Raw genomic sequence first — 26,695 nt, 5'->3', positions numbered from 1 at the left:
TGGCGGAATCCCGCGAGCACATGCGGTGCAGGGCGACCTTCTTATCCTTCCCCCCGGTTGTAAAGGAGGTATGGACCCCACGGCCAAGCTGGGTGTAGGAAGGGTCGGAACACCTTGACTGTTCCCCAGCTAGGAAGGCGCATCACCGCGAAGTTAGTCAGCACGAGGCTTGCCCCCCACGCTACAGCGAACCGCCGCGTCCGCCTTGTATGTACGTAACCCCACCCCTGTCAGTCAGGGCAGGGCCCTCCCTTACCCCTAGGGCCTCGGTCGCGCCCAACGCAAGCTCCTAAAGCCCCCCGCGCGCGCCGCCTCGAGCGCCTGCCCTTCTAGGGGCACCACGCGCAGGATCTGGGAGCGAGGGCCGCGGCCCGGGCGGTGACGGGTGCGGGAAGGTGCGTCTATTCCCCCCACCCCAAGCGTTCGCTTCCCCAACCGGGTGCAGACCGGGTACAGGCGCGGCGGGGCTTCGGGTAGGCTAAGGCCCGATGAGTTGGGTGCTGCTGGTTCTCGGGATTCTGCTCTTGTATTTGGGCGGGGAGGCGCTCGTGCGGAGCGCGACGCGGCTGGCCCGCGCCCTGGGGGTGTCTCCCCTGGTGGTGGGGCTCACGGTGGTGGCCTTTGGGACCTCGGCCCCGGAGCTCGCGGCCACCGTGACCGCGGCCCTTAAGGGCGCGCCGGGGGTCGCGCTGGGGAACGTGGTGGGATCGAACATCGCGAACCTGGGGTTGATCCTGGGCTTGGCCGCGTTGATCTCCCCCCTACGCACCACGGCGCGGTTTTTGCGCCGCGAGGTGCCCTTCATGCTGGGCGTGAGCGTCCTGATGTTCGGGCTGGTGCAGGACGGCATGGTGACTCGAGCGAACGCCGCGGTTTTGCTGCTGCTGTTGGGGGTGTACCTGGTGTACCTCTTGAGGCAGGAGCGGGAGCCGCCGGAGGTGGAGGCCGAGTTCGTGGAAGCGTACGGCGCGGACCGTGTGCCTGTGTGGAGGGACCTGTTGGGGGTCGGGGCGGGGGTGGGCCTGCTGGTGCTGGGCGCGGACGCTTTGGTGGAGGGCGCGGTGGACCTCGCGCGGGGGTTCGGGGTGAGCGAGCGGGTGATCGGCCTTACCGTGGTCGCGGTGGGGACCAGCCTCCCGGAGCTCGCGAGTGCGCTCGTGGCCGCGGCGCGGCGGGAGAGCGATATCGTGCTGGGGAACCTCGTGGGCTCGAACGTGTTTAACGTGCTCGCGATCCTGGGCGTCACGGCGCTGGTCCGTCCCGTGCCTGTCGCGACGCACGCGGTGCAGCTCGATCTTGGGGTGATGCTGGGGCTCAGCGTGCTGGTCTGGCCGTTCCTCTATACCGGGTACCGGCTGGGGCGTCGGGAAGGCGCGGCGCTTTTGCTCGCGTACCTGGGGTACGTCATCCTCCTGTACGCTTAGGGGCCCCATGGGGTACGCGGAGTTCATCCAGCAAGCGCCTTACCTGGGGAGTTTCGTAATCCTCCTCGCGGAGACCGGGTTCCTCTTCGGGGTTGTGGTGCCCGGGGGGGACAGCCTGCTCCTCGCCCTGGGGGGGCTCGCTGCCGCGGGGCATCTCGAGCTTCTTCCCCTCCTGGCCGCGACGTACGCCGGGGCGTTCTTGGGGCAGGTCCTGGGGTTCTTCTGGGGGCGGCGGTTGGGGCCGGCCCTTGAGCGGCGCGCGCGGCCGGAGCACCTCGAGCGCGCCCGGCGGTTCGTGCGGCGGTTCGGGGCGGGGGCGGTCCTCCTCGCGCCGTTCGTGCCCGTGGCGCGTACGCTGGTCCCGTTCCTCATGGGGGCGGCGGGCGTGCCGTGGGGGCGGTATGTGCTGTGGGTGGCGTTGGCTAGCCTCGCGTGGAGCGGGGGGCTGGTGCTTCTCGGGTACGCGCTGGCCAAAGGGGTTTTAAAGCTCGTGAGCTAAGCGCCGCGACCGCGCTTTGGGCGTGCTACCCTGAGGGTAAGCACGGGAAGGGAGGCGGGTATGCGGATCGGCGTGCTCGGCGGGTGCGGGGACATGGGGAGCCGGGCGGTAGAGGTCCTCGCGGAGCGCCCCGAGGTGGAGGAGGTCCGGGTCCTCGACGCGAACGCTGAGGCCGGGCGGGCCCTCGAGCAGCGGTTCGAACGGGTGCGCTTCCAGGCCGTGGACGCGCGGGACCGCGCGTCCCTCGTGGCGGCCTTGGCGGGCCTGGACGCGGTGGCCAGCGCCCTGGGGCCGTTCTACCTGTTCGAGCGGCCCCTGGCCGAAGCGGCCCTCGAGGCGGGGGTGCCGTACGTCTCGCTGTGCGACGACCACGAGGCGGCCAAGGCCGTGCTCGAGCTGGACGCGGCAGCACGGGAGAAGGGGATCGCGATCATCACGGGGCTGGGCTGGACGCCGGGCCTCACGAACCTGGCCGCGCGTCGGCTCTATGCGGAGCTTGGGGGGCTGGAGGCGGTGCGGATCTTTTGGGCGGGGGCTTCGGCGGACGCGAAGGGGCACGCGGTCGTGCTGCACACCCTGTACGCCTTTAACGGGTTCGTGCCCCGGTTCGTGGACGGGTTGTTCGAGTGGGTGCCGGCGGGCAGCGCGCCGGAGCCCGTGGCCTTCCCTCCGCCGGTGGGGACGGTCCTGAACTACTACCTGGGCCACCCGGAGCCCGTGACCCTGCCGCGGTACCTGCCGGTGGCGCGCGTCGAGCTGAAGGGCGGGCTTTCCGAGCAGCTCCTGAACAGCCTGGGGGGGGTTCTCGCGCGGCTGGGGTTGTTCCGCACGCACGCGCGCCGCGAGCGGGTCTCGCGCCTCCTCAAGCCCCTCCTCCCGCCCCTCGAGCGGCTCTCGCCGGGGGTGGCGGCCTCGGCCTGGCGGGTCGAGGGGAGCCACGCAGGCCAGCGCAAGGCGTACTGGGGCGCGGGGCGCATGCGGGACCTGACCGGGGTACCCCTCGCGCTGGGCGCGTTGTTCCTCGCAGAGGGGCGTGTGGAGCGCACGGGCGCGTTCGCTCCGGAGGCCGAGGGGTTCCCGCACATGGCGTTCTGGGAGGCGCTCGAGGCGTACGGCGTGCGCGCGGAGGCAGCGCCGGTGGACTAGACCGCGCGCCAGGCGTGCCGTTCCGCGCTGCGCACTACGGCGTCCACCACCCGTTGCGCCGCGAGGCCGTCCTCGAGGCTCGGCTGGGGGGGCGTGCCTTGCCGGATCCCCTCCAGGAACCGCCGCGCGAGCGTGAGGAACTGGGGGCGGCCCCACCCTTGGGTGGGCGGGATGGGCGGCTCGAGCCGCGCGTAGGTGCCGGGCCGTTCGGCGCGCCAGAGGGCACCGCCCTCGGGACCAAGGCGGAGCTTGAGGGCGCCCGCGCTTCCCTGGAGCTCGAGCTCGAGGCGCTGGGGTTCCCCCACGTGCACGCGGCTTAGGGAGAGGAGGGCGTCCAGGCCGTCCATGCGGGCCAGGATGGCCGCGGCGTCGGGGTTCGTGGCGGGGGGCGTGCGCTCGAGGCAGACTTGGGTGCGGGCGAGCACCTCGCGGAACTCGAGGCCCGTGAGGTGCCGGGCGAGGTCGAAGAGGTGCGGGCCGAGGTCCCCCACCACGCCGCCGGGACCGGCGATTTGGGCCTGGGCCCGCCAGGGGGTGGGGGTCGTGGGGTCCCCAAGGTACGCGCCGTGGAAGACGCCGCGGAGGTAGTAGAGCGTGCCCAGCGCGCCGGAGGCGAGGAGGGCGTGGGCGTGCGCGGCCGCGGGGTCGCCGCGCGCGGTGAGGGCGGTCATGCCGATCACGCCGGCCTTCCGGACGGCCTCGAGGAGGGCCTGGGCCTCGGCGGCGTTGCGCCCCAGGGGTTTTTCCACGAAAACGTGCACCCCGCGCGCCGCGGCTTGGGTCGCGTAGGGGGCGTGGGTGTCGTCCGGGGTGGCGATCGTGACCGCGTCCACATCCTCGAGGAGGGCTTCGTACGCGCTGTACGCGCGGGCGCCGTACGCTTGCGCGAGGGCGTTCGCGCGCGCGGGGGTGCGGGAGTACACCCCGATGATCTTTGCTCCCGCGGCGTGGAAGGCCGGGGCGTGCACTTTTTTGGCCCATGAGCCCGCGCCTATGATCCCGATGCGTACCATCTTCGCCTCCCCTCTCGCGCGCTGGCCGCTGGGAGGAGCGCCGGCGGTTCGGCTGTGTCGCGCGTGGGTAGCGCAATCCTACGCCCGGCGGGAGGGGCCTGTCAACACGGCCCGGCGGGCGTTGCTTTACCGCGTTGTGCGGGAGAGGACGCGTGGTGTAGAATAGATTGCATCATCGCGAGCAAACCTGTTTTTGGGTTGCGCTGACGTGCGGGCCTCCCCCGGCTTGGGGGTGGAGAAGGGAGGCGTATGAACCGGTTCACGGTACTGGGTACCCTGGTGGCCCTCGCGCTTACAGGCAGCGCGCTGGCCTTCACGCCGAAAAACGTGGAGTGCATCGCCCCGGCGGATCCCGGCGGGGGCTGGGACTTCACCTGCCGCGTGATCGCGGCTCGGCTGCTCCCTGAGCTGGGGATCGTGCCCGGCCCCATCAAGGTGACCAACATGCCCGGCGGCGGGGGCGGGGTGGGGTTCGCCCACGCGGTCACCCAACGCCGGGGGGACGAGAACCTTTTGGTGGCCGCGAGCACCGCGACCACCACGCGCCTCGCGCAGGGGTTGTACGCGGAGTTTACCGCGGACGACGTGCGCTGGCTCGGCGCGCTCGGCGCGGATTTCGGCGTGATCGCCGTGGCGCAGGACTCCCCCATCACCTCCCTCGCGGAGCTGCTCGAGCGCCTTAAGGCGGATCCTAACGGGATCGTCTTCGGGGGTGGCAGTGCGGCCGGGGGTTGGGACCACTTGAAGGTCCTGTTGCTCGCGCGGGCCGCGGGCATTCCGGACCTCGCGTCGATCCGGTACGTGTCCTTTAGCAGTGGCGGCTCGGCGATGATCGAGCTGCTGGGCGGCCGGGTGCAGGCCTTTACCGGGGACGTCTCCGAGGTGGTCGCCCAGGCGGAAGCCGGAAACATCCGCGTGCTGGCGGTCCTCTCGCCCGAGCGGATCCCGGCGCTGGGGGAGGTGCCCACGGCGCGCGAGCTGGGCGTGGACGTGATCGGCGCGAACTGGCGCGGGTTCTACGCGCCGCCCGGAATCTCCGAGGAGGCTTACGCCTTCTGGGTGGAGGCCCTGACCCAGCTCGGCCAGTCGGAGGCGTGGGCCGAGGTGCGCGAGCAGAACGGGCTGGCCCCCTTCTTCATGGTCGGGGCGGAGTTCGAAGCCTTCGTCAAGGAGCAGGTCCAGTCCATCCGTGAGATCTCCGAGGAGCTCGGCCTGATCCAATGACCGACCGGATCGTCGGCGCACTCCTTTGGGGTTTGGCCTTGTGGTACGGCCTTGAGGCGGTTCGCCTCAAGGTCGGTTTCGTGACGGACCCGGTAGGCCCCAAGGCCTTCCCGCTCCTCCTCGCGGGGCTCCTCGCCCTCACGAGCACCTACCTCCTCGCGCGGCCGGACCCCGAGCCGGCGTGGCCCGAGGCGGCGGTCTGGCTGAACGCCGGGCTCGCCCTGGGGAGCCTGGTGGGGTACGCGTACCTCCTCGTGCCTCTGGGGTTCATCCTCGCGACCACGCTCGAGGTGGGGTTTTTAGGCCTGCTCTTCGGGGGGCGGGCCCGGGCGAGTTTTCCCGCCGCGCTCGCGCTCTCCTTGGGGTTGTACGCGCTGTTCGTGTGGGCCTTGGGGATCCCCCTGCCCGTCGGGCGGGTCTTCGGAGGGTAGATGGAGGTCCTATCCTTCCTCGCCCTGGGGTTCGAGGTGGCCCTCCAGCCCCTGAACCTACTCTTGGCCTTTATGGGCGCGCTCGTGGGGACCCTGATCGGGGTCCTGCCGGGGATCGGGCCGATCAGCGGGGTGGCGCTGTTGGTGCCGCTCACCTTCGCGTTGCGGCTCCCGCCGGAGTCCGCGCTGATCCTCCTCGCGGGCATCTACTACGGGGCCATGTACGGGGGGTCCACCACGAGCATCCTGCTCAACGTCCCCGGCGAGACCGCCTCGGTCGTCACCACGCTGGACGGGTACCAGATGGCCCGCCAGGGCCGGGCCGGTCCGGCCCTCGCGGTCGCGGCGATCGGCTCGTTCGTCGCGGGGACCCTGTCGGTGATCGGGTTGATGTTCTTCGCGCCGTGGCTCGCGCGGCTCGCGATCCGGTTCGGGCCGGCGGAGTACTTCGCGCTCATGGTCTTCGCGATGACCACGATCTCGAGCCTCGCCGGAAGGAACCTGGCCAAGGCCCTGATCGCGACGCTGCTCGGCCTGATGCTGGCCACGGTGGGGCTCGATCCGGGCAGCGCCGTGCCCCGGTACACCTTCGGGCAGCTCAAGCTGTACGACGGGATGGATTTTTTGGTGGTGGCGATCGGGTTGTTCGCGATCAGCGAGGTGCTGTTCTTGCTCGAGGAGAGCCGGTTGATCCGGCCGGTGCGCGCGCGGGTCGAGCGGACCTACATCTCGCTTAAGGAGCTGGTCTTCTCGCTGGGCGCGATCCTGCGGGGGAGCGTCCTGGGGTTTTTCATCGGGGTGCTTCCGGGGGCGGGGGCCTCGATCGCGAGCTTCATCTCCTACACCCTCGAAAAACGCTACTCCGACCGGGAGGGGACCTTCGGCAAGGGGGATATCCGGGGGGTGGCCGCGCCGGAGTCCGCGAACAACGCGGCCTCGGGCGGGGCGTTGATCCCCTTGTTGACGCTGGGGGTGCCCGGGAGCGGGACGACCGCGGTGCTGCTCGGGGCGCTCATGGGCATGAACATCGTGCCGGGCCCCTTGCTGTTCCAGCAGCACCCCCAGGTGGTCTGGGGGCTGATCGCCTCGATGTACATCGGGAACCTGATGCTCCTTGTGCTGAACCTGCCGCTCGTGGGGCTTTTCGTGCGGATCCTGACCGTGCCCCGCTGGTTTTTGGTGCCCGCGGTGGTGGCGATCAGCTTCATCGGGGTGTACGCGGTGAACAACAGCCCCTTCGACCTGCTCCTCATGAGCGCGTTCGGCCTCCTCGGGTACCTGATGCGTCGGATGGACTTCCCCCTGGCCCCGGTGATCCTGGGGCTGGTCCTGGGCTCGCTCATGGAGGTGAACTTCCGCCGGGCGCTCGCGCTGAGCAACGGGGACCTTGGAATCCTGTTCGGAAGCCCAATCGCCATCGCCCTGTGGGCGCTTGCGGCCTTCAGCCTGATCGCCCCGTGGCTGTTGGGCCGCCTCTTCCGGGTCCGGGTACCGCAGGGAGAGGAGGGGGAGGCGTGATGGGGGACCGGTACCTGAAGCGCTTCGCGGCGTACGCGGCGCAGCTGCGGTACGAGGACCTTCCAGACGCCACGGTGCACGAGGTCAAGCGGCGCGTGCTGGACTCGATCGGCGTGGGCATCGCCGCCTTCACGGAGGCGCTGCCCAAGGCCGCGCGGGCCTGGGCGTACGCCCGGCCGCACCCCGAAGGGGCCCGGCTCTGGGGCACGCCCGCGCGCGCCGCGCCCGAGGTCGCGGCCTTCGCGAACGGCGTGCTGGTGCGGTACCTGGACTACAACGACACCTACCTCTCCAGGGAACCGCTGCACCCGAGCGACATGCTCCCCGCGCTCTTCGCTGTGGCCGAGTGGCGGCGCGCGAATGGCCGGGCGTTCCTCGTCGCCGCGGCCCTCGCGTACGAGGTCGCGGTGCGGCTCTGCGACGCGGCGAGCCTCCGGGCGCACGGCTGGGACCACGTGAACTACATCACCATCGGCACCGCGCTCGGGGCTTCCCGGCTGCTGGGCCTCGAGGCAGCGGCCCTCGAGCACGCCCTGGCCCTCGCGGTCGTGCCGCACGCCGCGATGCGCGCGACGCGCGCGGGGGAGCTCTCCATGTGGAAGGGCGCGGCGGCCGCCGCGGCCGCGCGGGGCGGGGTGTTCGCGGCCACGCTCGCCGCGCACGGGGTGACCGGCCCGCCCCAGGCGTTCGAGGGCGAGATGGGGTTCGTGCAGCAGCTCCTGGGAGGCGCGGGTTTTGACGAGGCGGCGTTCGCGGGCCTCGAGGCGGGCCATCCGCCCACGGCTGTCCTGAAGACGCACCTCAAGCGCTGGCCGGTGGAGTACCACGCCCAAAGCGCGGTGGAGGCGGCCCTCGCACTCCACAAGGCCCTCGGGGACCCCCAGCGGATCGCCAGGGTGCGGATCGAGACCTTCCGCACGGCCTACGAGATCATCGCGAAGGACCCGGAGAAGTGGGCCCCCACGACGCGGGAGACCGCGGATCACTCCCTCCCCTACATCGTCGCGGTGGCCTTGCTGGACGGGGCGGTGAGCCGGGCGACGTTCGCCCCGGAGCGGATCCAGGACCCGAGGCTTAGGGCCTTCCTCGCGGAGAAGGTCACCCTCGAGGAGGCCCCCGAGCTGAGCCGGGGGTACCCGGAGGGGGTGCCCCACCGCATCACGGTGCACACCACGGACGGCCGGATGCTGACCCAGGAGGTGCGCCACCCGCGGGGGCACGCGGCGAACCCCATGAGCGACGCGGAGGTGCGCGCGAAGTACCGCGCGAACGTGCAGGGGATGTTCAGCGCGGCGCAGGCCGAGGCCGTGGAGGGAATGGTCTGGGAGCTGGAGGCGCTAGGGGAGGTCGGGGCGCTGTCCGCGCGGATGGTGGTGTAAGCGAAGGAGGCCCGGTGAGCTGGCTCGTGAAACCCAAGACGAATGAACCCGCCGCCCTTCGGCTCCGGCGGCACCTGGAGGCGGAAGAGGCGTTGCTCGCGCCCGGCGTGTTCAACGCGCTCGTGGCGCTCGAGGCCGAACGGCAGGGGTTTAAGGCGCTGTACTTCTCCGGGGGAGCGTACGCGGCGAGCCTGGGGCTGCCGGACGTGGGCCTGTTGACCCTCGAGGACGTGGTGCACGGGGTGCGGTGGGTCACGCGCGCGGTGGACCTCCCGGTGATCGTGGACGCGGACACCGGGTTCGGCGGGGCGCTCAACGTGGCGCGCGCGGTGCGCGAGCTCGAGGCCGTGGGGGCCGCGGCGATCCAGATCGAGGACCAGGTGATGCCCAAGCGCTGCGGCCACCTGGCGGGCAAGGCGGTGGTCGCGGCGGAGGTCATGGCCGAGAAAATCGCCGCGGCGCGCCGGGCGCGGGAGCACCTGGTGATCGTCGCGCGCACCGACGCGCGCGGCCCGGAGGGGTTCGAGGCGGCCGTGGCGCGCGCCGAGTTGTACTTGAAGGCCGGGGCGGACGTGGTCTTCCCGGAGGCGCTCGAGTCCGCGGCGGAGTTCCGGGCGTTCGCCCGGCGCGTGCGGGCCCCGCTCCTCGCGAACATGACGGAGTTCGGGCGGTCGCCGCTCGTGCCCGCGGCGCGGTTGTTCGCGTGGGGGTACCGGATCGTGATCTTCCCGGTCACCGCGCTCCGCGCGGCGATGAAGGCGGTGGAGGGGGTGCTGGCCGCACTGCGGCGGGAGGGGTCCGCGGCCCGCTGGGTGCCGCGGATGCAGACCCGCGCGGAGCTGTACGCGCTCCTTGGGTACGCGGCGTACGAGGCGCTGGACCGGTCGCTGGGCGAGGCTAGCGACGCCCCGTAGGCCGTGGGGTTTCCCGCTGCTGGGGGATCGGGACGTACTGCACGCTGGGCCGGCCCCCGTGCGCCTGCGGGTAGAGGTCCATGAGGGCGTACACCTCGGCCGGCATCTGGGTGGAGACCGGCAGGCCCATCGCGCGCGCTTCCTCCACGCTGATGGGGTAGTCGTGCGTCCAAGTGCCTTGGCTGAGGAGCGCGGCGACCTCCTCGGCCTTCTCCTCCCCGAACTTGTCCGCGAGGAGGCCCTTCACGGTGCGCTTCACCTGATCGAGGGCCTTCCGCGCCACGTCCGCGAGGATCAGGGTCTGGTCCTCGATGTCCTTGGGGTCCTTGGTCTCGAGGACCTTGAGGATGGAGGCCGCCGGGTACTGGCCGAGCTGGGGGTCCACCGGCCCGAGGACCGCGTTCTCGTCCATCACGATCTCGTCCGCGGCCAGCGCGATCAGGGTCCCGCCGGACATGGCGTAGTGCGGCACGAAGACCGTGACCTTGGCGGGGTGGCGCTTGAGGGCTTCCGCGATCTGCTCCGCCGCGAGGACCAGCCCGCCCGGGGTGTGCAGCACCAGGTCGATCGGCACGTCCTTGTCGGTCATGCGGATGGCGCGGAGGACCTGCTCGGAGTCGTCGATGTTGATGAAGCGGCTCAAGGGGATCCCCAACAGGCTCACGGACTCCTGCCGGTGGATCAGGGTGATCACGCGGCTGCCCCGCTTGCGCTCGAGCTCGGCGATCTTACGCGCTCGGGCGGAGAACAGGGTCTGCTGCGTGATATAGGGGCTCAAGGCCGAGAAGATAAAGAAAAGCCAGAACAACTGAAAGAAGATATCCATAGGGGCACCTCCAAACCCAGGGGATTTGTTTCAGAGGATAGCGCACTCGAGCCGCAGCGCGGGGGCGTTACCCCACCCCGGAGGGGGTGAGGGGGGCGTAGGCCTCGCGGGCGAGGACCTCCGGGTAGAGGCGCTGGGCCTGACCGGCGGCCTCGAGGCTGGCGAGGAGCTCCCGTGCAACCCCGCGGTCCACGGTGTACACGCGGGTGAGGTAGGTCAGGCGCGGGTCCTGGGGTTGGGCCGGCGCGTAAGCCTGGCGTCGGGGGAGCACCTGCGTGCCGCGACGACGCGTAGCGAAGGGTGTTCGCCGCGTTTGGGGTTGAGGTATGGCACGGATCATGCTTCACCTCCTTTCACGCTAGGCGTTCGCGTGGATGTAGCCCGGCGCCGCGTCCACTCCGGGGCGTACCGGATGAGGAGGGCGCCCAAGGGCACCGTGACCAGGACGGAGAGGACCGCGACCTGCGCCACGAGCGTTTGCCCCGCCTGGAGGGCCAGGGCGCCCAGGATCAGGTTGAACTCCCCGCGCGGCACGAGGTAGGCCGCGGCGAGGGCGCTGTGGCGGGCGTCCAGCCCGGCGGCGCGGCCCGCGCGGTAGTCCAGCCCCAGCTTGAGGAGCACTCCGAGCGCCACGAGCAGGACCGCCTGGAGGGTGAGGCCCGCGAGGAGGCCGAGGGCTTGGGCGCCCACCGTGAGGAAGAAGAAGGCCACCGCGAGGTCCCGCACGGGGGCAAAGAGGTGCTCGAACCGCTCGCGAAGCCCCAGCCCCGCGGCCACTACTCCTGCGAGGAAGGCGCCCACCTCCCCGGAAGCTCCCACCGCGTGGAAGAGGGTGGCGGTGCCGGTCACGAAGGCCGCGCCGAGGAGAAGGACGAGCTCGTCGGAGAAGCGCTCCACCCAGGGCACGAGCCGCCCTGCACCCCAGCGGGTGAAGGCCAGGTACCCGGCCGCGAGCGCCACCCCCCAGACCAGGGCGGCGGGGTCCCCGTGCCCGCCGAAAAGGGCGAGGACCAGGGCAATCACCAGGTCCTCGAAGACCAGGACGGTGAGGGCCACCTCGCTCTCCGGGCTCGCGGCGCGGCGCAGGTCGATGATGAGCTTGGCGATCACCGCGCTCGAGGAGGCGTAGAGCACGCCGCCGAGGAGCACCGCGGCGTACAGGTCCAGTCCCAGGATCAACCCGAGGAAACTCCCGGCGACCAGGGCGAGCGCGTCCCACCCGCCCGCGCGCGTGCCCCAGCGGGCCAGGGTGCCGAGCCGGTCCAGGCCGAACTCGAGCCCGACCGAGAAGAGGAGGAGGAGCAGGCCCAGGCTGGGCAGGGGCTCGAGGGCCTCCACGTCGAGCCGCGCGCCGATCGCGAGGCCCACGAGGAGGTACGCGGGGAGCGGGGGGAAGCGGAAGCGGTGCACGAGGGCCGCTCCCAGCGCGAGCAAGGCGGCAGCCAGGGTGAAGTCCAGTACCGATTCGCTCATGGATGGTTCCTACTGCAAGCTGCGTTTGAAGGCGTCGACCGCTTCGCGTGGCCCGGCCACGACCAGGGTGTCGCCCGGCTCGAGGCGGGTGTCGGGCGGGGGGTTGGGCAACAGGGCCTCCCCTTCCCGCAGCACCGCGAGCACGTGCGCGCCGGAGACCTGGGGCTGGCAGGCGCTGAGGGGGCGTCCCACACAGGGCGCGCCGGCCGGGATCTCGATCCATTCGATCGTCTGGCGGGCGAGGTGGGTCTTGACCTCCCCGACCGCCTCAGGGTGGAAGAGGACCCCGGAGAGGATCGCGCCGACCTCGCGGGCCTCTTCGTCGCTGAGCTCCAGGGTCGCGGTGGGGTCCTCCTGCGCGTCCGGGTAGAAGTACACCTCCCGCCGCCCGGAGTGGTGCACGACGACGACCAGACGGTCGTTGGAGCGGGTGTGGATCGTGTACTTGCGCCCCACGCCGGGCAGCACGCTTTCCTCGATGCGCATCGCCGTTCCTCCCACTCGCCCTTACTCGAGGTCGATCTCCTCCAGTTCGACCTCGTGCCGGGGCAGGGCCTCGCGGGGGATGCTCACCTCGAGCACCCCGCGACGCAGCCGGGCCTTAAGCCCTTCGCGCCGGGCGTCCGGGGGGAGGGGGAAGGCCCGGTAGATCCGGCCGTAGTGGATCTCGGAGTACCGCCGGGTACGGCGCTCCTCCTTGCGTTCCCCCTCCACCACCAGGTAATCCCCCTCGAGGTAGACCTTGAGGTCGTTCTTGCCGAGGCCGGGCACCTCGAGGCGCAGCCGGTAGCGGCCTTCCTCCTCCAGGAGCTCGGCCTTGGGCTCTAGGGACTCGAGGCCCTCACTCCAGACCCGCTCGAGCACGCCCTCGATCGCGCGGCGGAACCGGCCCTTTTTGAAGGGCCAGAAGCGCTCGAGCATGCGCGCCTCCTTTCCCCGGCGGGCGGGGTTAGCCTTCCACCTGGATCTGGACCTTGCGCGGTTTGGTGGCTTCGGCGCGGGGTACGTCCAGGTAGAGGACCCCGTGCTTGAAGCGGGCTTGGACCCGGGAGAGGTCGTACACGGAGGGGATGGAGAAGCTCCGCACGAAGTTGCCGTAGGGGCCTTCCACCCGGTGGTACGCGACGCCTTCCTTTTGCTCCAGGGGCCTCGAGCCGCGGACCGTGAGGGTCTCCTGTTCGGCGATCACGTCGACCCGGTCCGGCTCCACCCCCGGCAGGTAGACCGCGAGGTGGAGGCCCGCCTCGTCCTCGGTCACGTCCACGAGGGGCGCGAAGGTCTCGCGTTCCCCGGGGCGCGGGGTGAACATGCGACCTAGCCGTTCCTGTAGCTCTTCGATCTCCTTGAAGGGGTCCCAGCGCATCATACTGCCTCCTTTCCTCGAAAGGGCGCGTGTCCCACAATCTTCACCAATTCAGATCATAACATTTGATAATGATATTGTCAACTAGATTGCGCCCACCCCTCGGACTCCGCCGTCCCGCAAGCGCTCCCACCAACGGCGCGCGCGGCACCTGCCCCGCACACCCTCGGGAGGGCCACACGGCCGATCCGCCCAACGCGCTGCTGGCGAGTTCTCCCGGCGCCTCACGGAAAGGCCGGGCTACAATAAAGCCATGCTGGATCTCCTACCGCACATCGCGGAGCTCAGCCGGAAGACGCCCTCGAAGATCCTCCTCGTGGTCCTCGACGGGGTGGGCGGCCTGCCCCAAACGCCCGGCGGCCCCACCGAGCTGGCCGCGGCCCGCACCCCGAACCTGGACGCGCTCGCGCAGCGCTCCGCCCTAGGCCTCCTCACCCCGGTCCACCCCGGCCTCGCCCCCGGGTCGGGGCCGGGGCACCTCGCGCTTTTTGGGTACGACCCCTTCACCTACCAGGTGGGGCGCGGCGCGCTCTCCGCCATCGGGATCGGGGCCGAGTTCGGCCCGGGGGACGTCGCGGTGCGCGGCAACTTCGCCACCCTCGCCCCCGACCGCACCGTCCAGGACCGCCGCGCGGGCCGTCCCTCCACCGAGGAAAACCGCCGCGTCCTCCAAAAGCTCCAGGCCCGTATCTCTGAGATCGACGGGGTTCAGATCCGCCTCTACACCGAGAGCGAGCACCGTTTTGTGCTGGTACTTAGCGGCGAAAACCTCGGCGACCGCGTGCAGGACACCGACCCGCAGCGCACCGGCGTCCCGCCCCTCGAGGCCCTCCCGGAATCCCCCGAGGACGCCGCGAGCGCCAAAACCGCGCGGGTGCTGAACCGCTTCACCCAGCTCGCGGAGGAAGCCCTCAAGGACGAACCCCAGATCAACGGGGTGCTCCTCCGCGGGGCCTCCAAACGCCCCGCCTTCCCCCAGATGCAGGAGGTGTACAAGCTCACGCCCGCCGCGATCGCCAGCTACCCCATGTACCGCGGCGTGGCCGCCCTCGTCGGCATGCAGCCCCTCGAGGTGCGGGGCGAGGGCGACGCCCCCGAGGAGAAGCTCGAGGCCCTCAAGGCTCACTGGGAGGCCTTCGACTTCTTCTACCTGCACTTTAAGAAGACGGACTCCACCGGAGAGGACGGGGACTTCGCGGCCAAGGTCGCGCGGATCGAGGCGTTCGACGCCCTGCTGCCGGAGCTGCTCGCCCTTAAACCCGACGTGCTCGCAATCACCGGGGACCACTCCACCCCCGCCGTCCTCAAGGCGCACTCCTGGCACCCCGTGCCCCTCCTGCTATACGGCCCGTACCTGCGGAACGACACCGCGACGCGCTTCACCGAGGACGAGGCCCGAAAAGGCTCGCTCGGGCACCTGCGCGGCGTGGAGCTGATGCCGCTCCTTCTGGCCCACGCGGGGAAGCTGCAAAAGTACGGGGCTTAAGGCGGGCTCAGCATGGGGGGTAAGGGCAGAGCGGCCTGACCGGCTGCCCCCACCGCCTGGGGTTCGGGCTCGGGCTTCGGTTCGGGCCCGACGAGGTACACGGCCCCCCAGGGCCGGTATCGGCTGGTGAACACCTCCCGCACCACCCGGCCGTCCGCGTACCGCACGGTGCGCTCCACCCGCACCGTCGCGCCCTCCGCCGCCCAGTCCACCTGCTTCACCGCGCCCGGCGGCAGGCTCGAGTCCAGTACGTACCGGGGCTCGGGCGGAGGGTGCCGGTCCGAGATGAACGGCCCCTCCCAGTCCACGGTGCGGTCCCGGGTCCCGAAGAAGCGCACCACGAGCTCCTGGCCTTGCACGTGCGCCTGCACCAGGATGTACCCGGGGGTGTCGTTCCGGAACTTCAGGTCCAGCCACGGTTGGTACACCGCCGCGTCCAGGCCCACCGGATGGTAGTAGGCCAGCTGGTAGCTGTGGGCGCGGCGCTCCACGATCGGCAGCCCGGCGAAAAACGCCGCGCGGTACACGGTCGTCGAGACCTGGCAGATCCCGCCGCCCACCCCGAGCTCGGTCCGGTCCCCCACGATCACGAGGCTGTCACCGAACCCCGCCTCCCGCGTGATCGGCCCTACCGCCGCGTTAAAGGAAAACACCGTTCCCGGCGGGATGAGGGTACCGTCGATCTTCTGAGCTCCCAACCGGATGTTGTGCACCCGGCCTGCCGAGGAACCCCGGAAGCTCGTGCGCCCCTCGGCCAGCAACTCGCGCACCCCCCAGCGCGCCAGGTCCGCCACGCTCACCTCCGGCTCCACAACTCGCACCGGCAGCACGAACTGCGTCCGGCCTGCCTCGAGGGCCTCGCGGTACGCGGCGCGCACCTCGTCCAGGTCGAACCCATACCCCAACTTCTCCACCGCGATCCAGCCGCGCGCCGCGTCGTACACGAACCGCGCCGGCCGCGCCTCGCGCGCAAGCCGCGCCACGAGCGGCTCGAGGTCCGCCGCGCTGTGCACCGTGAAGGCGCGCGCGCCCGTGTACACCCGGACCTGGCCGTCCTCGAGCACCCGCTCGTGGGTGACGAAGACGGCGTTGATCTGGGCTATAGCGAGGCCGCTCAGCAGCGCGCCCGCCACCCCCGCCCGTTGCAGCATCCTCATAAGCCCCCCCTTGTTTTCATGCTAGCGCGCCCCGCATTACGTACAGGGTCTTGCAGCTTACCCACCCTGCCTTTCCCCCATCTGGGGGTGTTGCAAGAACGCGAGGTTACCTATATTGATTCCCGGATAGAGATGAACGCCCTGCAGACGCGAAAGGAGGCATCATGAAGAAAACCACGGGTTTCACGCTGGTCGAACTCGCGATCGTGATCGTGATCATCGGGGTGTTGGCGGCGGTGGCCGTGCCGCGCTTCTTGAGCACCACGGGCAGCGCGATCGACGCGCAGGTCGAGGCTACGGCCAGCGCCATCAAGTCCGCGTACGCGATCTACCTGGCGGAGAACAAGGGCGAAAAGCCCACCTGTAACGAGCTGCTCTCGAGCGTGGGCGAGCTGACGGTGAAGGGCGACAAGGCCACGGGCACCAAGGACGCCAACCTCAAGGTGGACTGCGACGGGAACCCGGCTTCGGACGTGTACGTCTTCAACCCCAACGCCAAGACCTACACGAAGAAGAGCTCGGCGTACCACGTCAAGTTCCAGTAACCCCGTGCTCCCGCGGGCCGGCCCTCCCGGCCCGCGGGCCTTTTGACCGTCGTGCGAATCGCTCAAGGCTCCACGCTGCTGCTCGCGCTTCTACTGCTCCTCCTCCTGTTCGCAGTGGTCCCGCCCCTCAACCTGCTCCTCAGTCGGACCACGCGAGCGGGAGCGGCAGCGCTCGCCGCGGTGCAAGCCCGGTACCTGGCCGAAAGCGGGATCTACGAGGCGCGCTTCGGCCGGTTCGCGGGCGTGCGGCTGCCCAGCTGCCCGCCCCCCGCCTGGCCGCCCCCCGAGACCGTCACGGTCCAGGGGGAGGTCCTCGGCACCCTCACCGCCGGCCGCGTCCGGCCCGGGGTGTACTGCGCCCGCGGACGAACCGCGGGCGGGCCCCTCAATTACGGCGCCGAGGTCGAGGTGACCCTCGAGGTCCGCTTCGACGGCCGGGGGCGCATCCTCGGGTGGAAGGAGAACCCATGAACCGCCGGGGCTTCACCCTGGTCGAGGTGGCCGTGACCCTCGTGGTGCTCGGCGTGGCCAGCGTGCTCGTCGTGCACGCTCTCTCCACCGTACAGGCCGCAAGCCTCACCGCCCGCCGCGCCGGGATGCTCGCCGCGGTGCTGGAGAACAACGCCGAGTGGCTCCGCGCCCATCCCCACACCATTCGGGACGGGCAGCCCTGCCCCCGCTTTGACCCCAACGAGGCCCCAGGGCTCGAGGGTTACACCTGCACCCTGCGCGCCGCGCCCGGACCGCGCCTCACCGCGTACCGCGTCGAGTTCCGGGACCCGGAGGGCCGCCTCGCCGCTGCGGTTGTCTTGCGCCTGCCATGAAGCGTAGCTTGGGCCTTACCCTCCCCGAGATGGCCGTCGCCCTCGCCCTCACGGGCGTGCTCGCCCTGGGCGCGGCCCTCCTCGTCACGCAAGGCGCGCGCGCCTGGCAGCTCGGGCAGGTCCTTCTGGAGGCCCAAACCGACTACGCGGACCTACGCCGCCATCTCGGGGAGGACGTGCGCCGCGCGCGCGCCGCGCGCGTCGAAAACGGCGGGCAACGCCTGCGTTTGGAGGGGGCCGCCGGGCGGGTCTGTTACTATCTGGAGGGGGGGCGCGTCTACCGTGACCCCCGGGGAGGGTGCCGCTCCGGCACGCCCCTCACCCTCCTCGAGGGGTACGCGGGGCGGTTTAGCGCGCAGGGCCGGAGCGTGCGGTTCGTGCTCACCCGAACGCCGGCCGAAGGCCTTACCCTCCCGCCCATCGAGGCCACGCGGCGGGTACTATACCCCTAGAACCATGCCGGAGCTTCTCGCGACCTCCCGCGGCATCTACGCGCTTGGCGAACCAACCCGTTTCTACGCGGCGGAGGACCTGCTGGACGAAACGGGCACGCCGCGCTACGACCGGTTAGCGTGGCACCTGCACGAGGCCCGCAAGGCCGCGGGAGGCTCAAGTGCGCTGTACCTGGGGCTCTCCCCGGAGTTCGTGCTGCTCCGCATGGCGCGTTTCCCCGCCCTCGAGGGCTTTTCCCTGGCGGAAGCGGTGCTGGCCGAGGCCGAGCGCAACCCCGTCTGGGGCGCGCACGAGTTATTCACGGACTACGACCCCCTCTACCCCGAGGGCCCCGGGCGCATCCAGGTGTTGTTCGCCGCCTGGCCGCTCGAGGCCGCTCGGCTCCTCACCCGGCGGCTACGCCCCCGGCGCATCGAACCCCTTCCCCTCCTGATCTGGCGCCGGGCCAAAGCCGAGCTGGATGACCGTGAGAGCTTCCTCGTCCTGGAGGGCGCGAGCAACACCCTGGCGCTCTTCGAGGCCGGGCGGCTCATCGGGTTCCGTTTCCTGAACCTACCCGCGCGGGACGCCACCCCGGAACTCACCCAGGAGGTCCAACGTTCGCTGCACCTGTTCGGCCGCACCACCCCTGTAGACGCCGCGTACCTCTTCGACCTCCCCGCCCCCCTCCCCGTCCCGCCCGACCTGCCCGCCCACGAGGTCCTCCAGGAAGGCCCCACCCCAGCGCTCGCGGAGGCCGCTTGGCGCACCACCCCCCCTCACCTCGACCTGCGCTACCGCCGCGCGCGCCCCGGGGAAGGCCTCCCGAAAAGCGTGCAGCGCGCGCTCCTCACCTCCGCGGTCCTTCTGGCGTTCACCGGCCTCGGCCAAGGGTACCTCACGCACCGCATCCACGCGCAAGCCGAGATGAACCGGCAGCTCCGTCAGGAGGTCGCCGCCCTCGAGGCCGCCCTTCTCGCCCAGCCCGACCCGCTCCCGCAAGGGGTCGGGGTGCACACCCTGCGCCAGGTCGTCCAGGCCCATGCCCCCCACCCTCTGGCTCGAGCGCCTCGAGGCGGACCCCGCGCGCGTGCGCCTCGTGGGCAAGGCGCTGGACCCGTACGCGCCCGTCACCCTCACGGCCCGGCTTCACGGGGAGCTGGCCAGCATCGAGCGGGACGCGGAGGTGTTCGCGTGGGAGGTGAACCTTGACGCTCAACCCTAAACTCGGCGAGTTGCTGGTCGCCTTGGGGCGCATCACCCCCGAGCAGCTCGAGGAGGCCCTCGCCGAACAGCGCCGCACGGGGGACCGGTTGGGCCAGGTCCTTTTACGCAAGGGCCTGATCAAGGAGGAGGAGCTCGCCCAGGTCCTGGCCGACCAGCAGCACGCGGAGCTGGTGCGCCCCAAGCAGCTCGAGATCGACCCGAAGGCCCTGGCCCTCGTCGACCCCCGCTTCGCGCGGGCGCACCGGGTGCTGCCGTACCGCCTGGAAGGCAACCGCCTCTACGTCGCGATGGCCCACCCTTCCGACCTCGCCCTGATCGACGAGCTGCGGTACATCACCGGCAAGGAGATCGTGCCCAAGCTCGCGCCGGACTCGGAAATCCTCGAGGTGCTGGACCAACACCGCCGCACCGAGCCGCCCGCCGAGGCGCCCGAGCCACCCCCAGCCCTCGAGGCCGCCCCGCCCGACCCGGCCGTGGGCGCCGCGCCGGCCGTGCAACTCGCGGACGCGCTACTGCACGAAGCGATCGCCGCGGGAGCCTCCGACCTGCACCTCGAGCCGCGCGAGCATTACCTCGCGGTGCGCCTGCGCATCGACGGCGTGCTCACCGAGGTCCGGCGGGTCCCTAAAGAGCAGGAGCCGCCCTTGATCGCGCGGTTTAAGGTCCTGGCCCAGTTGAACATCGCGGAGCGGCGGCGGCCGCAGGACGGGCACTTCACCTTCGTCTTCGAGGGGCGGCGGCACGAGGTGCGGCTCTCCACCATGGGCACCCTGTGGGGGGAGAAGCTCGTCGCGCGCATCATCTACCCCACCCGGGTGCGCATCGGGCTGGCCGAGCTCGGCATGTTCCCTGAGGATCTGGCGCGCTTCGAGACCTTGCTGCGCCGTCCGTACGGGATCCTCTTCGTGACCGGCCCGACCGGGAGCGGCAAGACCACCACGCTGTACGCCGCGCTCGAGCACATCTACACCCCAGCCCGGAACTTCGTCACGATCGAGGACCCGGTGGAGTTCCCGCTGGAGGGGATCAACCAGATCCCCGTACAGCCTCGGCTCGGCCTGGGGTTCGCGGAGATCCTGCGGGCCATCCTGCGCCAGGACCCGGACGTGATCCTCGTGGGCGAGGTGCGCGACGCGGAAACCCTCGAAACCGCGCTGCGCGCGGCGTTGACCGGACACCTGGTCCTGGCCACGCTGCACACCAACGACGCGGTCTCCACGGTCAGCCGGTTGTTCGAGATGGGGGCGGAGCGGTACCTGGTGGCCTCCACCCTGATCGGGGCCGTCGCGCAGCGCCTGGTGCGCCGGGTGTGCCCGCAGTGCGGGGAGTGGCGCCCGTTAAGCCCGGAGGAGGCCGCGTTCCTGGGAGAGGCCGCACCCGAGGCGCAAAGAAAAGGCGCGGGGTGCACGTACTGCCGCGGCCTGGGGTATAAGGGCCGGATCGGGTTGTTCGAGATCTTCGCGCCGGACGCCGAGCTGCTCCGTGCGATCGGCCAGGGGGCGGACGAAGCCGTCCTGCGCGCGCGCCTCCAGGAGTCCGGGCACCGCTCCTTGCGCGACGCGGGCGTACGGCAGGTCCGGGAAGGGCAGACTACGGTGAGCGAACTGATGCGGGTTATCGGTATGCTTGAGGGGTAAGGATGCGGTTCAGTTATCAAGCGACGGACGCCAGCGGAACGCAACTCTATCAGGGGACGCTCGAGGCAGGCAGTCCCCGCGAGGCGCGGTTGCGCCTTAGGGAGATGGGGCTCTACCCGCTGCGCCTCCGGCGTGAACCCTTCCGGCGCTTCGTGCGCCGGCCCGCGCTCGGCGCGCTCGCGCTGTACACCAGCCAGTTCGCTACCCTCGTCGCGGCCGGGGTGCCCCTGACCCAGGCGCTCGTCACGCTCGCGCAGGAAAGCCCCAGTCCGGCCCTCCGGCAGGCCACGCGCGAGGTTCGGGAGCGCATCGAGGCGGGCGAGTCCCTCGCCGACGCGATGGCGCACCACCCGGAGGTCTTCCCGCCCCTCATGCGGCACCTCATCGCCGCGGGGGAGGCGGGCGGCGCCCTCGAGGTGACCCTCGCGCGGCTCGCGGAGTACCTGGAGCGAGCGGAGGAACTCAACCAGAAGATCCGCACCGCGTTGATGTACCCGGGGTTCGTCCTCGCGGTGGTCGGGGTCGCCCTCGCGGTGCTGCTCCTCGTCGTCATCCCGGTCTTCGCCCGGCTCTACAGCAGCGCCGGCGCCGCCTTGCCCTGGCCCACCCAAGCCCTGCTCGCCGCCTCCGCGTTCGCGCAAACGTACGGCTGGCTGATCGGCCTGGGCCTGCTCCTCGCCGGGTACGCCCTGCGCGCCTACTACCGCACCCCCGCCGGGGCGTACCGCCTGGACCGCCTGGCGTTGCGCCTGCCCGTGCTGGGCCCCATTCTGCACAAGGCGGGGCTGGGCCGTTTCGGCCGCACCTTCGCCACCCTCTACGCCAGCGGCCTGCCCATCACGCAGGCCCTCGAGGCCACCCGCGACCTGGCCGGGAACGCCTTCATCGCGCACGCCGTCGACGAGGTGCTGCAAAGCGTCGTCCGGGGAGAGTCCTTCTCCGCCGCATTGGCGCGCCACCCGGAGGTCTTCCTACCGGTTTTCACCCGCATGAGCGCGGTCGGCGAGGCGTCCGGCGGCCTGGACGCGATGCTGGACCAGGCCGCGCGCCACCTCGAGCGGGAGGTGGACTACGCCGTCAAGCGCCTCTCCGCGAGCATCGAACCGATCCTCACCGTACTCCTCGGCGTGGGCATCCTCCTCGTCGCCCTGGCCTTGTACCTGCCGCTTTTCGATCTGTCGAGTCTGATCACGCAACGATGAACGCACGACTCGCCTGGCTCATCCCGCTCGTCGTCCTCACCCTCGGAGGGGTGTGGATCCAAACGAGCTGGGCCCGCTACCAGAGGCTCGTCGCGGAAGCGCAGGCCCTCGAGGCGCGCCGCGACGCCCTCAGCGCCGCGCTACTGCCCCCCGCCCAGCGCGCCCGCCCCCTGCCCCCCGCGCGGCTCAACGAGCTGTACCACGTGATCCTCCAAACCCTCGAGGCGAGCGGCGCCACGCTGAACGCCTTCACCCCCAGCCCGCCCCAGCTCCACCTCACGCTCGAGGGCACCTACCCGGAGGTCGTGCGGTTCTTGGAAGCCCTGCCCACCCTGGACTACCCCGTCTGGGTGGAGCGCTACACCCTCACCCCCCTCACCCCCCGCGGCGACCGCCTCACCCTCGAGCTAGAGCTCGGCGTGCGCCTCGAGGACGCGCCTTTAGAGGAGGAAGAACCGTGAAGCGCGGCCGGATCCTGGCTTGGGTCTGGGGATGGGTTCTGGGGGGGCTGGGCCTGGCCCTCGCGCAGCCCGCAGCGGTGCACCTAGCGGTCCGATCCCCCACCCCGCGCACCGTCCTGCCCGGCCAGACCGTCACGCACGTCTTCCAACTGGAAAGCCCCGCGCCGGGTCGCGTCGCGCCCGAGCTGACCCAGTCCCCCAGCTGGCCCCTCTTGTCCCGGCTCGAGCCCCTGGCGCTCGAGCCGGACCGCCCTGCGTTCCTCGCCGTCACGCTGCGCGTTCCCCCGAACGCGCGGGAAGGCACCCGGCACCAGCTCACCCTCCGGCTGGGCGGCGCGCAGGCGCGGGTGGTGAGCACGGTGGGGTTCCGGCCGGGGCTGGAGGCCGAGTGGCCCGAGGAGGTCCGGCCCCTCACCCGGTACGGCGCGGTGCCCGTGCGGGTGGAGAACCAAGGGAACGGCCCGGACCGGTTCCACGTGAGCCTGGCGGACGCCCGGGGGCGGCTCGTCGCCCGCCAGACGGTCGCCCTCGAGGCCGGGGCCGCCCGCACCCTGGAGCTGCGGGTGGAGGGGTTCGGGACCTTCCGGGTTCAGGTGCGTTCCGAACGCGCCCCGGAGACGGTCGTTCAAGGGGTGGTGCGCGTTGCGCCCGCCGGAACCCAGGCCGCGCCCCAGGAGCCCTTTCGTCTGCTGGGCGCGGCGCAAACGCGTTACGCCCCCCCCACCCCCCCCACGCTGGCCTTCGGGCTAAGCGGCCAGGTATCGGACTTCGTGGCCCTCAACGCGCGCACCACCTACGCCCTAGGCCAGCCTCCCTCGGCCGAGGCGCGCCTGGAGGGGAAGACCTGGCGGCTGCGCCTTAAGGCGGGGGAGGCCATCGAACTCGCGGGGGGTGCCGGGACGGGTCCCTTCCAGGCGGACCTCGCCCTGCAACCCGCTCCCTTTCGCGCCGAGGGCGCCTTCCGCTGGACGCCCCCCGGACGGCAGTACGCCTTCCGCGTGAGCCTCGAGGAGTGGGCCGAGTTTTCCTTCCTGGGGTTCGAGCGCCCCGATCCCAACCGCAGCCTCGAGTACGCCTTCACCCTCCGGCCCGAACCCTTGCGCGCTCGGTTCGAGACGCACTACGCCGCGCGCAACGCCCCCCTCCCCTGGAGCGCCCAGCTGCGCGTGGTGGGTGAGGCCCAAGCCCCCCTCCGGATCGGGTTCAGCCTCGACCTCACCCCGCACACCATCCGCTTCAGCAGCGCTAGCCTCAGCGCGGCCTTCGAGCTCGAAAGTCCCCCGAAGGGCCTGCCGCGCCTCGAGGACTGGCGCCTCGCCGCCGCCACCACCCTGGACCGCCTGGGCCTGGAAGCGCCCGTTCCCGTCACGCTGGGCCTCGAGACCGGAGCCGAGGGCAGCCGATTGCAGGCCGCCGCCCGCATCCCGCTCCTTCCCCCGCTACAGGAGGTGCGGGTGGAGGCCGCGGCCACGCACCGCGCGGGGCGTTTCGGCACGGACCTCTCCACGCAACTGCACCTCGAGCAACCCCAGGCCCTCACCCGGTACACCGCGGGGCTCGAGCTGGGCCTTGCGCCCTTCCAACCCGTCCTTTCCGCCGGGGTGCGGTGGGGGGGTGGGGGAGTAGGCGCTTCCGGAACGGTGCGCTGGGCTCCCCTGGCGCCGGGGTTATCCACGGGCCTTAGCCTCCACGCGCCCGTAGGGAACGCGTTGCTCTCCCTGGAAGCCGCGCGCGACTGGGTGCAGGACACGACCCGCGTCGCGCTCGAGGGGACGCTCCCCTTCGCGCTCCCGGTGCCCGAACCCCTCAGCGCGGCGCTCGGCGGCCGGGCGGTGGGGTTCCTCGAAGGCCGGGTCGTGGCGGTCGGGCCGGACGCGCCTCCCCTCGAGGGACTCTGGGTGCAGATCGGGCCCCAGCGCGTCCGTACCGACGCGACCGGAGCGTTTCGCGTAGCGCTCCCGCCGGGGCAGTACCCGGTGCGCCTCGAGGTGGCGCGCCTGCCCGCGGGCCTCGTCCCCGTCACGGCGGAACGCGTCGTGGAGGTGCGCCTCAAGGAAACCCAGCGGGTGCGGCTCGAGGTCGCCCAGCGCGCCGCGCTGCAGGGCCGGGTGGTGGCCCTACGCGAGGGGGTGCCCGAGCCCATCGAGGGTACGCCATTCCTCCTGCGCCTTCAAGACGATACGGGCCGCGCGGTCACGCTCCGCACGGACCCCCAGGGGCGCTTCCACGTCGAGGGGCTCGCCCCCGGCCGTTACACGCTCGAGCTCCTCGAAGCGCAACTCCCCGCGGGATGGTCGGTCCTGGAGGGCAGGGCCACGGTACGCCTCACCGCGGGAGCTACGGCGGAAACGACGCTTACCGTGCAGCCACCCCCCCGTCGAACCTTCACGCCCCGGCCCGTCCAACTGCTCTCGGTAACGCCGGAGGCCACCACCCTGCCGCCCGGCGCGGCCCCGCGGATCACCGTGCGGGTCGAGGGCCAGCCCACGCGCGTGCGGGTGCGTTTGGGCGAACGTACGCTCGGGGTTTTGCTCCACTCCGGGGAGGTGTGGACGGGCCGCGTCTACCTTCCCAAGAACGCTCCGCCCACCCTGCCCCTACTCGTCGTCGCGGAGCTCGAGGGTCGGGAGGTCGCCCGGCTGCCGTTCTTCCTCGGCGTGAACCCCCAGGCGCCTTGGGGCGTGCTGCGCGCCCCACCGCTCGCCGCCCCCGGCCAGGCGATCCCGGTCCGCGTGCACTGGTACGCGCCCATGACCGAAACGCGCCTCGCGATCGCGGGGCGGGCCACACCCCTCGAGGGTAACGGCGCGGACTGGGCGGGGCGGGTGGAGGTGCCACAGGATGCGGAAGGGCGGCTGACGCTACGAGCGGTGGGCGTGCGACCGGATGGGAGCGAGGTCGTGCTGGAGCGCACGCTCATCGTGCGCGAGCGCACGCCCTAGGGCAGGGGAAACGGGACGGGCTCGAGGCGCGGGGCCTCCAGCCGCCCGCCGCGCGCGCTGAGCGTCGCGGCGCGGGCGCGCTGCTCGATCGTGTCCACTCCAAGGCGCAGCGTGAACCGGCCCGCCTCTCCCCCCGTCAGCACGAGCCGTACTGGAAGGTGCCAGACGAAGGTTACGCTCCAGCAGCGCCGGTACCGCCCCCCGCTGATCAGTTGGCAGATCCCGTCCCTCGGCCGGTACCGGCGGTACGCGCGCTGCTCCGGCGTGGCGAATCCCACGAGCTGCACCGGCTCTAGGGCCGTCCAGGCGTCCGCCGCACCCGGCGCGTAGGGAGGAGTGCGCAGCTGGGGGGCGATCTCGAGCCGGGGGGCTGCTCCGCCCCCCTCCCCCAGCACGCGCAGCGCGTACGCCTGCTCGAGAAGGGCGATCAGGTCGTCCGGGGTCGTGCGCTGGCCCGGCCCTTCCATCCCCCAGAACCGACCGCTCACCTCGAGGGCGTACGCGACCTGCCCGCTCGCCGGGTCCTCCCCCCACACCACCACGGGCGGTGCGTCCAACGGGCATCCGGCCGCGAAAGCTGCCGGGAGGTTCTTGAGGGTCACGCCGCCCGAGGGCAGGGGGCCGGGGGGTTGGGTGATCGCGCTGCAGAACAAGAGCTGCTCCGTAGGGCGGTACTCGAGCGCGGCCGGAGCGACACGCAAGGGGTACTCGTAGTAATAGAGCGTCTGTGCTCCGGCCGGGCTGGCCCACCATAAGGCGAGGAGCAGCCACCCCCACCTCATCGCAGCATCACCTCACCGTAGAGCGTCTCCGGGCCTACCCCGGCGATCTCAAAGGCGGCGAGCAGCGTGTCCTCGGGCAGGTCTTCCGGTAGCGGCACGCGGTAGCGCACCACCCCGTCCCGCAAAAGCACCCGCTCCCCGAGCTCGAGGGTCCGGACCGTCGCGCCTTGGGTGTTCTTCAGGGTGAGCCTCCCCTGGAGGCGCAGGTACACGTTCCCGGTGTTGATCACGTCGGCCACGGCGTAGCGGCGGCCGGCGGCGTCGGTCTCCACGAAGGTCGAGGCGATCTCCGCGCCGGGGCGTTCCGTGCCTGCAACGGTGACGTAGACGATCGCCAGGATCTGCGTTTGGATGAGGACCTCGACCCCTTGCTGCACCCCGGGTTGCGGCTCGGTGGTGAAGGCCAGCGCCGCCCAGTAGGTTCCCCTCGCTCCTTCAGGGACGGTGAGGTTGAACCGGATGTCCCGCGGGGCGTCCGCGGTCAGTTCGAAGGGGCTGGCCTCGAGGTGGATCCAGGGGGCCGCGCTGTAGGCGTGGCTGTTCGGGGGCAGCACGAGGAGGGTGCCCGCGGGGTCCAAGAGCCAGTCAGTGACCGAGGGCACGATCCTGAGCGTCGGGCTTTCCGCCGCGAAGACCGTGACGGTGGCGGGAAGCGTCTGGCCGGGCGTCGCGGTGAACTCGAAGCGGGGCGGGGCCACGCCGATCCCGGCCTGCGCCGCCGCCCAGCTCCACAGGAGGACGGCCCCCCCGATCAGGCCTCGGGGGAGCCGCGCCAACCCAGCGAACATAG

The 26,695-nt window shown here is 71.4% G+C and carries 27 protein-coding genes and 1 pseudogene; 18 read left to right on the top strand and 10 right to left on the bottom strand.

Annotated elements, in window-relative coordinates:
• Positions 1-488: 488 nt before the first annotated feature.
• Genes MARKY_RS00885 through MARKY_RS00875 form a run of 3 tightly spaced genes read left to right on the top strand, consistent with a single transcriptional unit; the run spans position 489 to position 3,069 of the window.
• Complete coding sequence (locus MARKY_RS00885) at positions 489-1,424, top strand: calcium/sodium antiporter (RefSeq protein WP_013702988.1); 936 nt, start codon at positions 489-491, stop codon at positions 1,422-1,424.
• 7 nt (positions 1,425-1,431) lie between these two features.
• Positions 1,432-1,923 (top strand): DedA family protein, encoded by a 492-nt coding sequence (locus MARKY_RS00880; protein ID WP_013702987.1) that lies wholly within the window; start codon positions 1,432-1,434, stop codon positions 1,921-1,923.
• A gap of 60 nt (positions 1,924-1,983) precedes the next feature.
• The gene (locus MARKY_RS00875) at positions 1,984-3,069 is read left to right on the top strand and encodes a saccharopine dehydrogenase family protein (protein ID WP_013702986.1); all 1,086 of its coding nucleotides are present in this window, start codon (positions 1,984-1,986) and stop codon (positions 3,067-3,069) included.
• On the opposite strand, the pseudogene MARKY_RS00870 reads toward MARKY_RS00875, so the two are convergent.
• Positions 3,066-4,085: pseudogene (locus MARKY_RS00870) on the bottom strand (Gfo/Idh/MocA family protein); the annotation flags it as partial. The gene MARKY_RS00875 and the pseudogene MARKY_RS00870 overlap by 4 nt on opposite strands.
• A gap of 246 nt (positions 4,086-4,331) precedes the next feature.
• Between MARKY_RS00870 and MARKY_RS00865 the strand changes: the two are divergent.
• From MARKY_RS00865 to prpB, 5 genes are read left to right on the top strand one after another with little or no spacing between them, the layout of a single operon-like run.
• Entirely contained in the window at positions 4,332-5,306 is a 975-nt protein-coding gene (locus tag MARKY_RS00865; protein ID WP_013702984.1) for a Bug family tripartite tricarboxylate transporter substrate binding protein, read from the top strand.
• The gene (locus MARKY_RS00860) at positions 5,303-5,737 is read left to right on the top strand and encodes a tripartite tricarboxylate transporter TctB family protein (RefSeq protein WP_013702983.1); all 435 of its coding nucleotides are present in this window, start codon (positions 5,303-5,305) and stop codon (positions 5,735-5,737) included. Before MARKY_RS00865 ends, MARKY_RS00860 begins: the two co-directional genes overlap by 4 nt.
• A complete protein-coding gene (locus tag MARKY_RS00855; RefSeq protein WP_013702982.1) occupies positions 5,738-7,255 on the top strand; it encodes a tripartite tricarboxylate transporter permease in 1,518 nt (505 codons plus the stop codon).
• The gene (locus MARKY_RS00850; RefSeq protein WP_013702981.1) at positions 7,255-8,634 is read left to right on the top strand and encodes an MmgE/PrpD family protein; all 1,380 of its coding nucleotides are present in this window, start codon (positions 7,255-7,257) and stop codon (positions 8,632-8,634) included. The genes MARKY_RS00855 and MARKY_RS00850 overlap by 1 nt, the downstream gene beginning before the upstream one ends.
• 14 nt (positions 8,635-8,648) lie before the next feature.
• Complete coding sequence (gene prpB / locus MARKY_RS00845; protein WP_013702980.1) at positions 8,649-9,548, top strand: methylisocitrate lyase; 900 nt, start codon at positions 8,649-8,651, stop codon at positions 9,546-9,548.
• Here the strand turns inward: prpB and MARKY_RS00840 are convergent.
• From MARKY_RS00840 to MARKY_RS00815, 6 genes are all read right to left on the bottom strand, one after another.
• Positions 9,532-10,374, bottom strand: a complete 843-nt coding sequence (locus tag MARKY_RS00840) for an SDH family Clp fold serine proteinase (RefSeq protein WP_013702979.1) — start codon at positions 10,372-10,374, stop codon at positions 9,532-9,534. The genes prpB and MARKY_RS00840 overlap by 17 nt on opposite strands.
• 67 nt (positions 10,375-10,441) lie before the next feature.
• Entirely contained in the window at positions 10,442-10,714 is a 273-nt protein-coding gene (locus MARKY_RS00835; RefSeq protein ID WP_013702978.1) for a hypothetical protein, read from the bottom strand.
• Positions 10,711-11,847, bottom strand: a complete 1,137-nt coding sequence (locus MARKY_RS00830; protein ID WP_013702977.1) for a cation:proton antiporter — start codon at positions 11,845-11,847, stop codon at positions 10,711-10,713. Before MARKY_RS00830 ends, MARKY_RS00835 begins: the two co-directional genes overlap by 4 nt.
• Before the next feature lie 9 nt (positions 11,848-11,856).
• Positions 11,857-12,333, bottom strand: coding sequence for a cation:proton antiporter regulatory subunit (locus MARKY_RS00825; RefSeq protein WP_013702976.1), 477 nt, complete (start codon positions 12,331-12,333; stop codon positions 11,857-11,859).
• Positions 12,334-12,354: 21 nt separating this feature from the next.
• The gene (locus tag MARKY_RS00820) at positions 12,355-12,768 is read right to left on the bottom strand and encodes an Hsp20/alpha crystallin family protein (protein WP_013702975.1); all 414 of its coding nucleotides are present in this window, start codon (positions 12,766-12,768) and stop codon (positions 12,355-12,357) included.
• Between the two features lie 28 nt (positions 12,769-12,796).
• A complete protein-coding gene (locus tag MARKY_RS00815) occupies positions 12,797-13,213 on the bottom strand; it encodes an Hsp20/alpha crystallin family protein (RefSeq protein ID WP_013702974.1) in 417 nt (138 codons plus the stop codon).
• 250 nt (positions 13,214-13,463) lie between these two features.
• Between MARKY_RS00815 and MARKY_RS00810 the strand changes: the two genes are divergently transcribed.
• A complete protein-coding gene (locus MARKY_RS00810) occupies positions 13,464-14,696 on the top strand; it encodes a 2,3-bisphosphoglycerate-independent phosphoglycerate mutase (protein ID WP_013702973.1) in 1,233 nt (410 codons plus the stop codon).
• Here MARKY_RS00810 and MARKY_RS00805 read toward each other — a convergent pair.
• Positions 14,693-15,853, bottom strand: a complete 1,161-nt coding sequence (locus MARKY_RS00805) for a VanW family protein (RefSeq protein ID WP_013702972.1) — start codon at positions 15,851-15,853, stop codon at positions 14,693-14,695. The two genes, MARKY_RS00810 and MARKY_RS00805, sit on opposite strands and share 4 nt — an antisense overlap.
• Before the next feature lie 164 nt (positions 15,854-16,017).
• On the opposite strand from MARKY_RS00805, the gene MARKY_RS00800 reads away from it, so the two are divergent.
• The 9 genes from MARKY_RS00800 to MARKY_RS00765 are packed head-to-tail and all read left to right on the top strand — an operon-like array spanning position 16,018 to position 25,123.
• Complete coding sequence (locus tag MARKY_RS00800; RefSeq protein WP_013702971.1) at positions 16,018-16,398, top strand: type II secretion system protein; 381 nt, start codon at positions 16,018-16,020, stop codon at positions 16,396-16,398.
• A 42-nt stretch (positions 16,399-16,440) separates the two neighbouring features.
• Positions 16,441-16,869, top strand: coding sequence for a hypothetical protein (locus MARKY_RS00795; RefSeq protein WP_148230384.1), 429 nt, complete (start codon positions 16,441-16,443; stop codon positions 16,867-16,869).
• Complete coding sequence (locus MARKY_RS00790) at positions 16,866-17,222, top strand: type II secretion system protein (protein ID WP_013702969.1); 357 nt, start codon at positions 16,866-16,868, stop codon at positions 17,220-17,222. Before MARKY_RS00795 ends, MARKY_RS00790 begins: the two co-directional genes overlap by 4 nt.
• Positions 17,219-17,674 (top strand): PulJ/GspJ family protein, encoded by a 456-nt coding sequence (locus MARKY_RS00785; RefSeq protein ID WP_013702968.1) that lies wholly within the window; start codon positions 17,219-17,221, stop codon positions 17,672-17,674. Before MARKY_RS00790 ends, MARKY_RS00785 begins: the two co-directional genes overlap by 4 nt.
• Positions 17,675-17,678: 4 nt before the next feature.
• Complete coding sequence (locus MARKY_RS00780; RefSeq protein ID WP_013702967.1) at positions 17,679-18,866, top strand: type IV pilus biogenesis protein PilM; 1,188 nt, start codon at positions 17,679-17,681, stop codon at positions 18,864-18,866.
• Complete coding sequence (locus MARKY_RS00775; RefSeq protein WP_013702966.1) at positions 18,863-20,518, top strand: GspE/PulE family protein; 1,656 nt, start codon at positions 18,863-18,865, stop codon at positions 20,516-20,518. Before MARKY_RS00780 ends, MARKY_RS00775 begins: the two co-directional genes overlap by 4 nt.
• Positions 20,519-20,520: 2 nt before the next feature.
• Positions 20,521-21,720 (top strand): type II secretion system F family protein, encoded by a 1,200-nt coding sequence (locus MARKY_RS00770; protein WP_013702965.1) that lies wholly within the window; start codon positions 20,521-20,523, stop codon positions 21,718-21,720.
• Positions 21,717-22,181 carry a hypothetical protein gene (locus tag MARKY_RS11850; protein WP_013702964.1) on the top strand — a complete coding sequence of 155 codons (465 nt, stop codon included), beginning with the start codon at positions 21,717-21,719 and terminating at the stop codon, positions 22,179-22,181. Before MARKY_RS00770 ends, MARKY_RS11850 begins: the two co-directional genes overlap by 4 nt.
• Positions 22,178-25,123, top strand: a complete 2,946-nt coding sequence (locus MARKY_RS00765; RefSeq protein ID WP_013702963.1) for a carboxypeptidase-like regulatory domain-containing protein — start codon at positions 22,178-22,180, stop codon at positions 25,121-25,123. The genes MARKY_RS11850 and MARKY_RS00765 overlap by 4 nt, the downstream gene beginning before the upstream one ends.
• Here the strand turns inward: MARKY_RS00765 and MARKY_RS00760 are convergent.
• Entirely contained in the window at positions 25,120-25,905 is a 786-nt protein-coding gene (locus MARKY_RS00760; RefSeq protein WP_013702962.1) for a hypothetical protein, read from the bottom strand. The genes MARKY_RS00765 and MARKY_RS00760 overlap by 4 nt on opposite strands.
• Positions 25,902-26,693 (bottom strand): hypothetical protein, encoded by a 792-nt coding sequence (locus tag MARKY_RS00755; protein WP_013702961.1) that lies wholly within the window; start codon positions 26,691-26,693, stop codon positions 25,902-25,904. Before MARKY_RS00755 ends, MARKY_RS00760 begins: the two co-directional genes overlap by 4 nt.
• Positions 26,694-26,695 lie beyond the last annotated feature (2 nt).

Origin of the sequence: Marinithermus hydrothermalis DSM 14884 (assembly GCF_000195335.1) — a bacterium.
Lineage (GTDB): Bacteria > Deinococcota > Deinococci > Deinococcales > Marinithermaceae > Marinithermus > Marinithermus hydrothermalis.
Note: the sequence above shows the minus strand (reverse complement) of the source record. Positions and strands in the feature narration are given on the sequence as shown.

Coding starts and splice junctions, on each gene's coding strand:
- MARKY_RS00880 (WP_013702987.1), top strand. CDS start 1,432: ATGGGGTACGCGGAGTTCATCCAGCAAGCGCCTTACCTGGGGAGTTTC.
- MARKY_RS00865 (WP_013702984.1), top strand. CDS start 4,332: ATGAACCGGTTCACGGTACTGGGTACCCTGGTGGCCCTCGCGCTTACA.
- MARKY_RS00815 (WP_013702974.1), bottom strand. CDS start 13,213: ATGATGCGCTGGGACCCCTTCAAGGAGATCGAAGAGCTACAGGAACGG.
- MARKY_RS00860 (WP_013702983.1), top strand. CDS start 5,303: ATGACCGACCGGATCGTCGGCGCACTCCTTTGGGGTTTGGCCTTGTGG.
- MARKY_RS00840 (WP_013702979.1), bottom strand. CDS start 10,374: ATGGATATCTTCTTTCAGTTGTTCTGGCTTTTCTTTATCTTCTCGGCC.
- MARKY_RS00820 (WP_013702975.1), bottom strand. CDS start 12,768: ATGCTCGAGCGCTTCTGGCCCTTCAAAAAGGGCCGGTTCCGCCGCGCG.
- MARKY_RS00780 (WP_013702967.1), top strand. CDS start 17,679: ATGCCGGAGCTTCTCGCGACCTCCCGCGGCATCTACGCGCTTGGCGAA.
- MARKY_RS00760 (WP_013702962.1), bottom strand. CDS start 25,905: ATGAGGTGGGGGTGGCTGCTCCTCGCCTTATGGTGGGCCAGCCCGGCC.
- MARKY_RS11850 (WP_013702964.1), top strand. CDS start 21,717: ATGAACGCACGACTCGCCTGGCTCATCCCGCTCGTCGTCCTCACCCTC.
- MARKY_RS00810 (WP_013702973.1), top strand. CDS start 13,464: ATGCTGGATCTCCTACCGCACATCGCGGAGCTCAGCCGGAAGACGCCC.
- MARKY_RS00785 (WP_013702968.1), top strand. CDS start 17,219: ATGAAGCGTAGCTTGGGCCTTACCCTCCCCGAGATGGCCGTCGCCCTC.
- MARKY_RS00850 (WP_013702981.1), top strand. CDS start 7,255: ATGGGGGACCGGTACCTGAAGCGCTTCGCGGCGTACGCGGCGCAGCTG.
- MARKY_RS00875 (WP_013702986.1), top strand. CDS start 1,984: ATGCGGATCGGCGTGCTCGGCGGGTGCGGGGACATGGGGAGCCGGGCG.
- MARKY_RS00885 (WP_013702988.1), top strand. CDS start 489: ATGAGTTGGGTGCTGCTGGTTCTCGGGATTCTGCTCTTGTATTTGGGC.
- MARKY_RS00800 (WP_013702971.1), top strand. CDS start 16,018: ATGAAGAAAACCACGGGTTTCACGCTGGTCGAACTCGCGATCGTGATC.
- MARKY_RS00830 (WP_013702977.1), bottom strand. CDS start 11,847: ATGAGCGAATCGGTACTGGACTTCACCCTGGCTGCCGCCTTGCTCGCG.
- MARKY_RS00855 (WP_013702982.1), top strand. CDS start 5,738: ATGGAGGTCCTATCCTTCCTCGCCCTGGGGTTCGAGGTGGCCCTCCAG.
- MARKY_RS00770 (WP_013702965.1), top strand. CDS start 20,521: ATGCGGTTCAGTTATCAAGCGACGGACGCCAGCGGAACGCAACTCTAT.
- MARKY_RS00805 (WP_013702972.1), bottom strand. CDS start 15,853: ATGAGGATGCTGCAACGGGCGGGGGTGGCGGGCGCGCTGCTGAGCGGC.
- MARKY_RS00790 (WP_013702969.1), top strand. CDS start 16,866: ATGAACCGCCGGGGCTTCACCCTGGTCGAGGTGGCCGTGACCCTCGTG.
- MARKY_RS00835 (WP_013702978.1), bottom strand. CDS start 10,714: ATGATCCGTGCCATACCTCAACCCCAAACGCGGCGAACACCCTTCGCT.
- MARKY_RS00755 (WP_013702961.1), bottom strand. CDS start 26,693: ATGTTCGCTGGGTTGGCGCGGCTCCCCCGAGGCCTGATCGGGGGGGCC.
- MARKY_RS00825 (WP_013702976.1), bottom strand. CDS start 12,333: ATGCGCATCGAGGAAAGCGTGCTGCCCGGCGTGGGGCGCAAGTACACG.